Here is a 12,988-nt window from a genome sequence, read left to right as displayed (position 1 = left end):
CTCAAAACTTCATATTTCAAGACTCTCAACAGGTTAGGAAAATTATTGTTAGGGAAATTATTGTTAGGGAAATTATTGTTAGGAAAATTATTGTTAGGGAAATTATTGTTAGGGAAATTATTTGTTGCGGGCTTATTCATCGAAAACCGCCTCCCCTTCTTCTGTCCCTTCCGCCCCTGTTTCTTTTCCCTTTACCGGGTCCTCATCAAGATCGGCTTCACTCAGACCTATTGAAGATAGGAATTCCTCATAAGAGAGAGATTTAAACCTGTACTCCATATAAATATCCGATAACTTTGCAAAAAATGACTCTTCCCCAAGCAGCTCTTCGGCTCTCAGCAGGAGCATAGGCATCTGGGAATAAAGTTCTGTTTTTCGAGTTTCCATTTCATACTTTTGTCTCTGTTTCTCAGGCAGGTTTTCCAGCATTTTCGGATTCGCATAGTAATAACTGTTTTCCATGGAATCTACCCCGCCTTTCCATATTGCAGGGATATATGCCGATGAATAGGAACCAAACTCTTCTGTTACGTATTTGTAGGCCAGGTAATCTGCAAGCCCTTCCGAAGACCAGGGGGGATTTTCCTCCACCAAAACTCCTGTTCCCCACCACTGATGAGCGATTTCATGGGCTAACAGGTCCATATCCCCAACAAAGGTGATATCTTTAAGAGATGTGAGATCAGGGGAAAAGTTATCTGAATCTCCTCCAATTTCTCTGTCCAGTTCTCTGTTAAACACATATTCTGAAACCGTTACGATATTTAGGGTGGAATGCCCGCCGGTCTTGTAGATAGAACTTTCTACTATTTTTAAAGGGTATTCCTCATGCGGATAGACGCCTATGTTTTTTTCATAATAGGAAACAATATTTATTAAATAATTTTCAATCCCAAGGGCTTCTATATACGCCCTGTGTTTTGGACTATAATAGAACTCGACCTCAGTACTGCCAGCCAGCATCTTTTTTACTTCGTAGTTCCCTGCAAAGACTCCGGGTGAAAAATCATTGGAAAGAGCACTGTATTCCCAGGTTTTTCGGCCGTGCTCTTCCAGAACTCCTGTTAATTCCCCGGGAACGACCATTACCAGGTTCTTCGGAGCCGTGACAGAACCCTCGATTTTTATCATCTCTTTTGAACCGGTCAGGGGCTCGAAAATCCAGTGTGAGTTTTCCAGCAGGTATATGCTTTCCTCTGAGATATAACCGGGAAAGCCGATTGAAGAAGGAGATTTGAGTTTGCCTCCGTAGCTAATATCTATGGTAACGTTCCTTGATTCGGCAGGGACTTCCAAACGTATCCTGTCCGTTCCTTTTATACTCTTTAAGGAATTGGGAGCCTCAACTCCATTCACAGTAAGTTTCTTTATATGAAGCCCTGGATTTGTGATAAAATCAATGTATTCAGTACCCGATTCTTTTTCAAATTCATAGAGCGCCCTGGCCGAAAGGCTCTGGTTTACAGGAAAAAACTGAACATTCGAGGAAACATGAGTTAGTTTCACATTTTCATTTGCCTTCAGTTCGGTTTCGAATACGCTGTCATTTCGGTTAATATACGGTTCAGTGATATAGACAAAAAGAGAAGCGCCCAGAAGCAGCAGGACCATAACAGGAATCCAGAACTGCTTTGCATTAAGCTTCAAAGACGAGCTAAAATTTGATTCATATTGTCTTCTGCACAGCAGCCCGACAGTAAAAATCCCGGTGGAAACAAAAGTCCAGAGGAGACGGTTGTAGAGAACAAACTTAAAAACCGGGAGGATTCCTCCGAAGTCAGAATACATCACCGCCGAAGTCTGAACCCATTTTAACAGGTAATTTGAGCTACCTATACTCATGAAAAAAAGAATACAGTATGCAAGAAAAGAGATATCCAGGTTTTCCGTAATCAGGTAAAGTCCACTGCAGATCAGGACTGTAAAAAAGATTCCTGCAAGCGTAATTACCAGCAGACCGGACAGAGAAACTACAGGATCAAAGGGAATTTTCAGGACAAATGCCTGGACTGCATATAAGGCAATTCCCCCAAGCATTACTGTAAAAATCCCGATGGAAAGGATTGCTGCCGTACGGAACACCAGCAACTGTGAATAATTACAGGATGTATTCAAAAGGCTCGTGCTGTTATGTCGGTGGTCTTTGCTGAGCAGCATAAGCGTCAGAACTGCAAAGAGGAGGGAACCGGCTATTGCTGCGTATTGTGCAGGCCCGAGAGCTACGGTAAAAGAGGTTTTTACGAGTCCCACCAGGCTACGCTCATTCGTATAATCGATAGCTTTCAGCCCCAGTACTGTAGCCAGGACGGTCAGGAATACGGACATCAGTGACAGCTTTGATCTGGAAATCAGCCTGATTTCATTGAAAAGAAAGGAGAAACCTGACAAAAAAAGAATTCGACTTGCCATTTTATGCACTCTCATCCGCCCTGTGTAATCAAATACATATAAGCATCTTCAAGCGAAGGGGTTACGGGCTTTATGCCTGAAGGAAGCTTATCTCCTACAATTCTGTACTGGGCCCCGGTTTCTGTAATAAGCCTTGAAGTCACTATGCAGTCCTTTTCAATATCATGGCCAGCTTCACAGTCAGAGTCGAGCACACCTACATGTCCCGCAGCCTTTCTAATCAGTTCTACAGGGTTCCCGTCAAAGAGGATTTCACCCCTGTTCAGGACAATCAGCCGGTTGCAAATCGATTCAACATCTTCAATAATATGAGTTGAGAGGAGCACAAGCCTGTGGTTCGCATTTTCGGCCAGAAGGTTTCGGAACCTTACCCTTTCAGCCGGGTCAAGCCCAACAGTAGGCTCGTCAACGATAAGAAGTTCGGGATCGTTCAAAAGCGCCTGTGCAATTCCAACCCTCTGCTTCTGCCCTCCTGAGAGAGTCTTTATTCTGGCATTTTGTTTTTCGGAAAGCCCGGTTTTTTCGATGCAACTTTCAATCCGCTCGTTTTTTTCAGAACTCAGGCCTTTTAAAAGCGCCATATAATCCAGGAACTGATATACGGTCAGTTCTTCATAAAGGCCAAATTCCTGGGGAAGGTACCCAAGACGGTTCTTAAGGTAGTTCTCGCTTTTGCTGATGTCTGTCCCGTCAATTTTTATTGACCCTGTCGATGCAAGGATCTGACGGACAAGGATTTTCATAAAAGTAGTCTTCCCTGCCCCGTTTGGTCCTATTAGCCCAACAATGGATGGAGGCCGAAACTCAAGATTGATTCCTGAAAGCACGTATTTTTCCGATCCGTATGCTTTTGACAGGTTTTTAATTTCAATTTCCATTATTTTTTCACCTACTCTCCAAATTAAATAAATCGAAACGTTCCGGTTTCCAGACATCCATATAATTTGCATTTATTCTGGTAATTCCCTTGAAGAAATCTAATCTAGAGATATCTTTCTCAACTCATACTCATCACAAAAACACAATTATATCATAATACTGGGACAGACAAACAATTGAATTAGGATAAACAGTCTTATGTTTTTAAAAAGCACTGAGTTCCCTCCTGCGTCGACAAAAATCAAAAAAAACAATAATAGATAGAATTTACATTATTTTAAATTTTTTTGATAATAATGGTCCATTTTTTCAAGAAGCCTGGAACTTTCCATTTTTGCTCTCCATAAATAAAAAAATGGGTGTATTGTTGGGTTAAGTAATATTAAAAATTTTCCACCAACTATAAAATATAATTATAAAATTCATAAAATTCATAAAATATAGTTATAAGATTCACTTCTGCATTCCAGGACAGGTCCTGCAGGAACAGACGACGAAACTCAGGTTTTAGACCTTCTACAGGCAAATGCAAACATAACGACGCCCATAAATATGAAAACCAGTCTGCTGTAGAGGAAATTATTGGGCAGAATATAGGGTATTGGGCCCTCCATGACTCCCAAATGCCAGCGTAGGGACCACTAAAATAAATTATTTCCTAAAATTAATTCCGGAACAACACTTTTAACCGACACTATAAGTTCTGCACTTTCTATATCGCTGACGAATTAAGGGAAAATGTTAAGACGTAAACCAGTCCTTCAGACTCAGCCGTGGTTAATTCTTCTTTAAAAGTATCCCCAAGGCAGTGATATGTGAAATCGAGAGCTATTTCAGCCGGAATTAAAGCCTTTGGAAATGTCGATGGTCATCTATGAATTAGGAAGCCCGTTAAATCTTTAGATTTAACGAGTAGTTCACTCTCTTTCTCTTACCATGCTAAGAAACGCGAGTTTTTTTGCCTCCTGTACCGGGATAAGATAGCCGTCGACCTCGTCAATTTTGGGATTTGAGGGATCTACTCCATATTTTTCAATATAAGCCACTCTGGCTTCCTCTATTATTGCTAACATTTCCTGCTCGCTCATTACAACGTCATAATCCACACCTTCTTTCGAGCTCTCCGGTGGCTCTCCTGTCTCGCTGACAATGACTCTTGAGTTACTTTGAAAAACCGTGCCGTCCAGATAATTCGGAAGTTCTCCTCTGGCAAATTTGAGGTCATTTTCCGTAATATCATATTTTTCATACAACTCCTGCAGTTCCTCATCCGTATAACTCACATGGCCAAAAAGGACCACATCAGCGGCTGCCTTGAGCTGGCTTTCGTAAAATGTACCGAGAATTCCAAGAACACATACGAAAAATACGATTATTGCTGTCCATGTTTTCTTCATAAAAGCTTCTCCACAGACCAGTGTAGAATACAGGAAATCGACGATTTTACAAAATAAGAAATAAATATTAAATCATATAACTTTTCTGTGAAAAAACTAATATGAAACTAATATAAAATATCATGATATAAAATTTAATTTTTTTCTTTTAGTTTGATAAGGTGAGGAAAAAAAGACAAATAGATTTAATATTTAAAAAGTATGGAGTCGGGATAAAGTATGCAAAGGAAAAAAGAAAACAGAGAAATAAATGACAGAGCAGGGAAGGTGATTTGAAACGTGAAATCAGGAATGGCTGCGCTGGTTATAGCGCTATTGCTGACTGTTGCCTTCTTTGCGCCTGCTGATGGCATACAAAAAGTTGCAGATCAAGGGGAAGGGGAAGAGGAAGGGGAAGAAAACGCAGGTGCGCCCTGGTTTAATGAAGGCGACCCCTGGTTCGAAGAAGGTGACGAATTAAACCGGCTCAGCAACGATGAAATTCGCGCCCTTGCCGAACAGAACGAGACGGTAAGGAAAATGCTCGAAGAAGACCAGAAACTTGAGCCCGTCCGGATTGAAAGTCTTGAGGATCTGGAACACCTTCCTGAAAACTATCCTGCAGAAATGAAAAGACTGGAGATCGAAGATTATCTCGTGAGACAGAATCTATCGGAACAAGCAACAAATAATTTTGGTAATGTCCTGGAACCAAAGAGTGAAGGAAACGAATCAACAAAGAGTGAAGGAAACGAATCAACAAAGAGTGAAGGAAACGAATCAACAAAGAGTGAAGGAAACGAATCAACAAAGAGTGAGGGAAATGAATCAATAAAGAATGACACAAGTAACGCGAACTGATGCATCAGGAATCAGGGTTAAAGTTAATGGCATTCATCCCCTGAGCTAAAGACTCAGGGGTTTTCTGCCTTATGTTTTATAAATTAAGATCACAGATAAAGGCAAAACGAACCCGACTCCAATCCATTTCAGATCTCGTTTATAGTTTTTCTGATCAAAAAGAAGGATAAAGGCCTCTCGATAACATAATGTGCAAACAGCCAGAAGAAGACAAAAGTAAGGGGCAATCTAAGGAAGATCTCCCGAACAACAAATCTCACCGAAGGATTTTCTATCCAGCCTGTAAACAGGCTTACTAGGTTGCTGAAATGAAAAATAAGGAAAAGGCTAATGCATTAAAGGATTATTTTCTACCGGGTTTTATCTTTCAAATCTGACAATTTTCTGTCATCATTTCCGTATTTCGATACATCAGTGTTGTTTATCATTTCTTCATTTCTCCTTCAGGTAAGATCCTATACACTTCAATTGCGTTAATATCAGTCCCCCTTCCTTATTATTTTCCCCAGGCTTTCTTCTTTCTGATCCCGGAAACAAGAAACGCAATGCCAACAAGAAAGGCTAGAGGCATGAAGAAAAAGAAGATCAGAATAGATAGAAAACCAAGTAAACTCCAGGCACAGGTATAAGGATCGATAGCTTTAAGCGAGAGCAAAAGGACACCTGACAAAGCTATCAGCCAGGGACCAAGTACAAGGGACTTATTACTGCTATTTCTAAGGAGTAATGCCAGCAGAAGAATCATTCCGGCAATAGCAATCGGGGGGAAATAATAAGTAGCAGAGTTCTCGAGCCCCCTGGTAAAGAGCAAACCTTCTTCGCCGTGTTCAAAGGCGTACAATATACCTTCAGTTGAAACCAGGTATAGTTTGTCTTTGTAGACCGTTGGGTCCGATACTGAGGTACCTTTTATTCGGCTACTGGCCCATACCGTTTCTCCGGTATCGGAATTAAACACTCTTATGTTATATGGGCCTGTTGAATATACATATTTGTCAGTTATCATGGACGAAGCAACCGGAATTTCGGGATAAGGGAATTCTTTTTCGGGATAGGAGAGTTCTTTTAAGACTTCTCCGGTGCTTGCATTTAACAGGAAAGATTTGCCGGTATTAACGAGCATTCTATCATTTTTTACTTCAATAATATCCGCCCACTCGCCAGCATTTGTTTTCCAGACCTCTTCGCCAGACTCAGCGGACAACGCAAGAATAGTTCCATTATTCTCAATATAAATCAGGTCTTTGTAAAGGAAGGGGCTGTAAGAGTATGTGCTTAAGTTCGAGTATCTCCATATCTCTTTTCCTGTGTTTGCATCCAGGGAAACTAAACCCTCTTCTACTTCAGGCTCATCAGTCTCTGGTTCTGGCTCATCAGGATCTATTTCGACGGGTTCGGTATAGATGGAATGAACGGCAGAATATCTGGACACAAAAGTATTTCCATTTACCAGAGGACCTGACATCTGGTAATAATTGCTTCCACCAGTTTCAAAGGATGTAATATTGAATTCGTATTTCCATTTCAAAGTGCCATTTTCAGTATCAATAGCAGCCACATACCTGTCGTAAGGCGTGCTGACAAACAATGTATCTCCAAAAACGAGGGGATTATCCCACCCAACATCAGAATACTCCTTACTCCATAACGGTCTACCGGTCTTTGCATCCAGTGTCTCAACTTTTGAAGAGTGCACAGCAAACAGAACCCCATTCTTATATGCCAGACTGGCACTCCATTCCTTATTCCATAGTGGTTCACCTGTTTCTGCATCAACTGCTATAAGGCCCTCTTCAAGATCTCCACTAAGATAGAGAACCCCGTCCTTAACAAGTGTTTTAACAGCTGGCTTCTCACAAACATATTTCCAGGGTAGTTTATAAGTCCAGGCAACTTTCAAAGGTGGCTCAAGGGTTACAGGTTCAGTTTCGCTTAGATGGAATGAAACGTCATAAAACTCAAAGTCATCGTAGTTACTGCCATTAGCATCACTTCCGGCGCTGATTTTCAGGGTATTGTTTCCTGGATTGAAAAGAGAGGGATGAACCGGAATTGTAATATTCACTGCAACAGAATCCGGAGTTTCTGCCGGAACATAGTCATTAAGGGAACTTATTTCTATCTCATTGAGATATACTTTATCTGAAAATTCATCCGTCGGGCCAGGAACAATACTTATGCCTGTCAATGTGAGTTCTGCACTTTCGATATCTACTGAAGGGTCCAGGGTGAAATTTGCTGTGTAAACCAGCCCTTCAGGATCAACTGGATTCAATTCTTCTTTAAAATCGTCACCAAAATGATGGTGTCCGGTATCGATAACGATTTCAGTCGCTGAAGCAACTGAAGTGGGAATTACTGAAAAAACAAGTAATAATAACGCAAGAATTAATGAATTCTTTATCGCAGGACACATATACCTCAACCCATACCGAAGATTTGAATCACATTTAAATCAGCGTCTTTTGAGTCACATTCAAATCAGCGCCTGTTTACTATAAGTGCTGAAATCAATAACTCTGACAAAACAAACATCATCCCAGGTCCCGGAATACTAACTGGCGACTGTAAATCTTTTGCCGTTTCTTTAGTTTCGTTAGCTTCTTTAGCTCCGTTAATTTCTTCACTTACGTTTAGTTCTTCACTTTCCCTGTTTTCTTCGTTTTCTTCTGCCGTATCCTGTTCAATTACCAGGTCATCTTGAACAAATCCTTCATAGTTAAATACAACAGGCACATCATTAACTCCAATCTCTTTTCCAGACCGGTCAAATACATTGTAAATATTATCAAGAGTGGAATTATTAACTTCCGAGCCTTCCAGAATTCCTACTCCTATGCGGTTTTCAATACCCCAGCCAGAGCTTATAACCGGGCCCTGGGGATAAGTATAAGGTTCCAAGGGATCTCTCGAAAGGTCGCAGATTTTGTTAAGTTGATCGAACCATTCTCGTCTCTGGTCTTCAATATAGAATTCGCGTTCCTTTCCATAAGTGGCGATTAACGTATTTTTCTTTTGAGTCTCAATGCTTTCAAGCCCCATTTTTGCAAATGTCCGAACAGTCTCATCCTTATCATTTAGAGCATCTGTAAGAGGCTTAATCGCACGTTCATCTCCAATTCTGCCGAGGGCTTCAGCTGCACGTACCCGAACTCTGGGGTCTTCATCGTCAAGGACCTGGATCAAAGGTTCTACAGCAGGTTCGCCCATCAGACCAAGGTTATAACCCAGATCTGCATCAAGTTCTGATTTTTCTTTCAAGGCCTGAATCATAGGCTGAATTGCCCTTTCATCTTTTATTCCAGCAAGGACTGCAATAACTTTCGTCTGGAGAAAAACATCTTCGTTTTTGTCCTGCAAGATCTTAATTAGGGGCTCTACAGCAGGTTTTCCGATTTCAACAAGAGCATTGGTTGCAGCACTTTCAACTTCCCATTCTTCATCCGTCAACAATTTGATGAGCGGATCTATAGCTCTTTCATCTTTGATCTTACCAAGAGTAATAGCTGCGTTTTCACGGATTTCCGGGTCTTTGGAATCCAGCGCCTGGATTAAAGGTCCTACTGCGGTTTCTCCAGCTTCAACCAGAGCTTTTACGGAATCAGCTTTGACATTTACATCCTGTGCATTGAAATTCTCAATTAAGATCTCAATATCCTGCTCATCTGAAGCAGCACTGGCTACATTAACACCAGAAAAGATAAATAACTGGAGAATAACCAATGTGAAAAATATAAGATAAGTTTTTAGCCTTTCAATCCTCATTTGACCACTTGATCCATGTTCATCTTAGAGCTGCCTGATTATGGTATTCATAGCAAGTAATTAGTGCTCGGCAATACATGCAATAGTAATAACTACAAGTATCTTTGATATATTTGTGATATAGTCAATAAAGTTTATGAAATATATTTAAGAATTAGCTTTAAGTGACCTTTTAGTCTTTAAACATATAAATTTTCTTATTTTTTGGAAAATTTATTTTGTTTAAAAATGAAGACAAATAAAATAGAAATGTTCATGCCTTTTTTCAATTCATTTATAATAGCCATATCTCGATGCACAAAACGTAAATCTTCTGGCACTGGAAATTAATTATGAAAAATATTATAATTATGGATGACCACTGAATCGGGTATAAATATTTAGTTTGCTCTTGAATCCCACTTTCCCTTGATGCCTGAATCCAAATTATTAATCAGTAAAATTATAATATTGTTTATATGATATCTGGAATTTTTTATATAAAAAAGAATATTATAATATACGTTGTATATCAAAAATATCAAATAGTTTCCCATGTCAGGGCTAGTTGAAAGTTTTTCAACTCCTTTTTAATATATACAACTTTAAATAGTATGAGTACATTATTAATTGTTAGAGATGAATAACCTTCTAATTATATACCTATACAGGTTTAATTGATCAACCTGTAAGGCTCTTCCCATCAATCTCATAAAACGGATAAAACGGGCTCTAGTAGCCAGTTATAGACATCTGGTATTTACTTCTAATGCCGGTTGTTATACTTAAAACAGAAATAATCCACTACATTGCGTAAAAACGTTTTTTATTATGTTTAAAATTTCAAAACGAAATAGGTTACCTTATAAATATACATACTATGTGTATATTTAGAGACTGTCGTCAGTTTTAAAAGATAATTATAAAAACCTTTCTTGAAGGCTTAAACATAAGTATCTTAATATTATTTAACTGACAAACTTATCCATAAAATTCTATGAAAGAAGGGGTTATCATGAAAGACTATGAAGTTAAAGTGCTGGACGAAAACGACCACATTTTTATTGAAACGTTAAGGAACCTTGGAATGTCCAGAAATGTCGCTACAACTATGGCATATCTTATGAATGTTGACGAGGCTTCATCCCGTGAAATTGAAATCAGTACCGGACTAAGACAACCAGAAGTAAGTCTTGCGATGAGGCTGATGCGCAATCAGTCATGGGTTAGCGTTCGTTCGGAAAAGAAACCCGGTAAAGGGCGCCCAATAAAGATCTATGCTCTTGCAGCTCCAGTTGACGAGATCATCAGTTATTACGAAGACAAAATTTACAAAGAATCTCAGGCAACCATCTCAGCAATTAAGAAGCTGAAGGTTATGAGTAAAAAGGTGCCTCTTACTCCCTCAAAGTAAAAACCTTTAAAACGAATTTGCTCCATAATGGCTGACAATTCTTCTCTTGAATTCGACCATTATGGAAACAAAAATCTTAATTATTCGAGTCATTTTTCATTCCTGTTCTCTACTTTTCTGGATCAACCGTTGCGCCGGTTGATCACGCCGACCATGTTGTGGAGTTTTCGGTCAATCATTTTTTGAAATATCTTGCTGGCAAACAGTTTTTAAAATGACTTGTGATGCATGACCCAGGGGTAATTTGAGTAAATTAACTCTCCTGAGAGCGTTGAAGATAGAACCTCTCTCTAACTTTTCTCCAAAGATTACTCCGCTTGAACTAGCGAAGTGAGCGAAACGGCACCGTCCTCCCGAGAAGGGACTCGGGTGAAGGAACTCTGTGATAAAAACGCTATACAGAAACGCTATACAGGAACTTCAAAAAAGGTGGAAAAAAGAATTGTAATAAAGGAGGGGTCTGCCTTTTGCTGGCAGTTCAGCCCCCTGTGACAACTCTGAGAATTGTAAGTTTATCGGAACTGACTGTTCCATCAAGGGGAACAGCATTCCCTCCATTTAATACAAGTACTGTTTCCTGATTTATATCCAAAGTATTAAGCAGGTCTTCGTAGGTAGCGCTCTCAGCTACTTCTACGGTCTGCTCAGAAATCTCTCCAGCCTGGATTGTTATATGTACTTTTCGACTCACTCTATTGCTCCACCGCCGCTTACCTGAATTTCGCCTACGATTTCCTTTATAAACTTCTGCTCCAGTTCATATTCTTTTCTTACGCCTTTCCTTTCTGCATTTCTCTTCTGGAACTTTCCTGTCATTTTAGATCTCCTTACGATTTTTCAGGTTTGCAACATAGTTGGTATAGATCTCTTCAAGCAGACTTATTCTCTGTCTTCTTGAGATGTATATCCAATAATTATAATCATTTTATGTTTTAATTAATTTTTTGGTTGACAATAATTGGTTAACATACCTGATTTTCAAACCTCATGGATATCATCACCTCTGAACTCAAGTAATAACTATAGGTTAACATTGAATTAGATATCGTTCATAAGCTTGACAAAAAATATTTAAAACTGAAATTTTAAAATAAAAATAGGAAGTATTTAATTAGAAGCTAATGTTTTATTGGAAATCTGGTCAATAGAATAAATGTTTCAAACTCAAAGCAAAAAATATTAATATCAGGTAGGTCCGGGAAATGTCGCAAATAGATACCGTTAAAGGAAAGAGGCAGATACAGAAAAGAGTAGATAAAGAAAAGAGTAGATAAAGAAAAGTGTAGATAATGAAAAGAGTAGATAAAGAAAAGAGTAGATAAAGAAAAGTGTAGATAAAGAAGAAAAAAGGTAAAAACTTACCGACACAACCTGTTATTCTTAATAATTACCTTATTCTTAAACCTGACCTTATTCGAAAGTGATTCCAAAAATTAGAAAAAATTGAATATACACCAGCCGGGATTCGAACCCGGGTTCGAGCGTTGGCAACGCCCGGTGATGACCGCTACACTACTGATGTTTGAAGATGGTGCCCAGACCCGGATTCGAACCGGGGACAACTGCCTCTTCAGGGCAGCGCTCTCCCACTGAGCTACCTGGGCAAGCAGGTTAATTCAAGTTATACTTCGATTAAGTGATAGCCTAATTTTCGTTTTCTTTTTCACTTTCCGGAAAAATCTCCGGAAATTTTTTTAGTGGGCCCGCTGAGATTCGAACTCAGGACCTCCGCCATGTCAAGGCGACGTCATAACCGTCTAGACCACGAGCCCATGTTGCTTATGATTTTTGCGTCGGAATACTTATCCGAAGCACTGTATTAAAAAAGTAATACACCAGCCGGGATTCGAACCCGGGTTCGAGCGTTGGCAACGCCCGGTGATGACCGCTACACTACTGATGTTTGAAGATGGTGCCCAGACCCGGATTCGAACCGGGGACAACTGCCTCTTCAGGGCAGCGCTCTCCCACTGAGCTACCTGGGCAAGCAGGTTAATTCAAGTTATACTTCGATTAAGTGATATCCTGAATTTTCGTTTTCTTTTTCACTTTCCGGAAAAATCTCCGGAAATTTTTTTAGTGGGCCCGCTGAGATTCGAACTCAGGACCTCCGCCATGTCAAGGCGACGTCATAACCGTCTAGACCACGAGCCCAGTAGTTTGTTGCTTCTGTTTTTCGCACAAAAGTGCAACTCCATAGTGCGCATCATCATTTATATAAGTTTTGGGTGGTATGTACCTTTTCTAACCGAATCAACCTTAAAAGAGATGAAATCTTTATACAGTTTGTATCCTAATTTTTCTT

At 39.7% G+C, this 12,988-nt stretch carries 9 protein-coding genes and 6 tRNA genes; 2 read left to right on the top strand and 13 right to left on the bottom strand.

The window, feature by feature from the left end:
* Positions 1 to 132: 132 nt before the first annotated feature.
* The 3 genes from MSKOL_RS12440 to MSKOL_RS12430 all read right to left on the bottom strand — a co-directional run bounded on the left by MSKOL_RS12440 (position 133) and on the right by MSKOL_RS12430 (position 4,685).
* Positions 133 to 2,409, bottom strand: a complete 2,277-nt coding sequence (locus MSKOL_RS12440) for a M1 family aminopeptidase (RefSeq protein ID WP_156151078.1) — start codon at positions 2,407 to 2,409, stop codon at positions 133 to 135.
* Positions 2,410 to 2,420: 11 nt separating this feature from the next.
* Positions 2,421 to 3,287 (bottom strand): ABC transporter ATP-binding protein, encoded by an 867-nt coding sequence (locus MSKOL_RS12435; RefSeq protein WP_048158348.1) that lies wholly within the window; start codon positions 3,285 to 3,287, stop codon positions 2,421 to 2,423.
* Positions 3,288 to 4,205: 918 nt separating this feature from the next.
* Positions 4,206 to 4,685, bottom strand: coding sequence for a hypothetical protein (locus MSKOL_RS12430; RefSeq protein WP_048121355.1), 480 nt, complete (start codon positions 4,683 to 4,685; stop codon positions 4,206 to 4,208).
* Positions 4,686 to 4,964: 279 nt separating this feature from the next.
* Between MSKOL_RS12430 and MSKOL_RS12425 the strand changes: the two genes are divergently transcribed.
* Entirely contained in the window at positions 4,965 to 5,525 is a 561-nt protein-coding gene (locus MSKOL_RS12425) for a hypothetical protein (RefSeq protein ID WP_231592222.1), read from the top strand.
* 496 nt (positions 5,526 to 6,021) lie between these two features.
* Here the strand turns inward: MSKOL_RS12425 and MSKOL_RS12420 are convergent, their stop codons facing one another.
* Both MSKOL_RS12420 and MSKOL_RS12415 read right to left on the bottom strand, forming a co-directional pair.
* Positions 6,022 to 7,941, bottom strand: a complete 1,920-nt coding sequence (locus MSKOL_RS12420; RefSeq protein WP_048156667.1) for a PQQ-like beta-propeller repeat protein — start codon at positions 7,939 to 7,941, stop codon at positions 6,022 to 6,024.
* A gap of 65 nt (positions 7,942 to 8,006) precedes the next feature.
* Positions 8,007 to 9,290, bottom strand: a complete 1,284-nt coding sequence (locus MSKOL_RS12415) for a HEAT repeat domain-containing protein (protein ID WP_048156662.1) — start codon at positions 9,288 to 9,290, stop codon at positions 8,007 to 8,009.
* Between the two features lie 994 nt (positions 9,291 to 10,284).
* Here MSKOL_RS12415 and MSKOL_RS12410 point away from each other — a divergent pair.
* Positions 10,285 to 10,683: a hypothetical protein gene (locus MSKOL_RS12410; protein WP_011308457.1), complete on the top strand. Its 399-nt coding sequence runs from the start codon at positions 10,285 to 10,287 to the stop codon at positions 10,681 to 10,683.
* Between the two features lie 478 nt (positions 10,684 to 11,161).
* Here MSKOL_RS12410 and MSKOL_RS12405 read toward each other — a convergent pair whose 3' ends face one another.
* From MSKOL_RS12405 to MSKOL_RS12375, 8 genes are all read right to left on the bottom strand, one after another.
* Complete coding sequence (locus MSKOL_RS12405; protein WP_048121346.1) at positions 11,162 to 11,374, bottom strand: MoaD/ThiS family protein; 213 nt, start codon at positions 11,372 to 11,374, stop codon at positions 11,162 to 11,164.
* Positions 11,371 to 11,499: a hypothetical protein gene (locus MSKOL_RS21400; protein ID WP_255351932.1), complete on the bottom strand. Its 129-nt coding sequence runs from the start codon at positions 11,497 to 11,499 to the stop codon at positions 11,371 to 11,373. Before MSKOL_RS21400 ends, MSKOL_RS12405 begins: the two co-directional genes overlap by 4 nt.
* A gap of 634 nt (positions 11,500 to 12,133) precedes the next feature.
* Positions 12,134 to 12,205, bottom strand: a tRNA-Gly gene (locus MSKOL_RS12400).
* Positions 12,206 to 12,212: 7 nt separating this feature from the next.
* Positions 12,213 to 12,287, bottom strand: a tRNA-Phe gene (locus MSKOL_RS12395).
* Between the two features lie 94 nt (positions 12,288 to 12,381).
* Positions 12,382 to 12,455: transfer RNA gene (locus tag MSKOL_RS12390), tRNA-Val, on the bottom strand.
* 59 nt (positions 12,456 to 12,514) lie between these two features.
* Positions 12,515 to 12,586, bottom strand: a tRNA-Gly gene (locus MSKOL_RS12385).
* Positions 12,587 to 12,593: 7 nt separating this feature from the next.
* Positions 12,594 to 12,668 (bottom strand) — tRNA-Phe (locus MSKOL_RS12380).
* Positions 12,669 to 12,763: 95 nt separating this feature from the next.
* A tRNA-Val gene (locus MSKOL_RS12375) sits at positions 12,764 to 12,837 on the bottom strand.
* Between the last annotated feature and the right edge of the window lie 151 nt (positions 12,838 to 12,988).

This window comes from Methanosarcina sp. Kolksee (genome assembly GCF_000969945.1).
Taxonomy (GTDB): domain Archaea; phylum Halobacteriota; class Methanosarcinia; order Methanosarcinales; family Methanosarcinaceae; genus Methanosarcina; species Methanosarcina vacuolata.
Note: the sequence above shows the minus strand (reverse complement) of the source record. Positions and strands in the feature narration are given on the sequence as shown.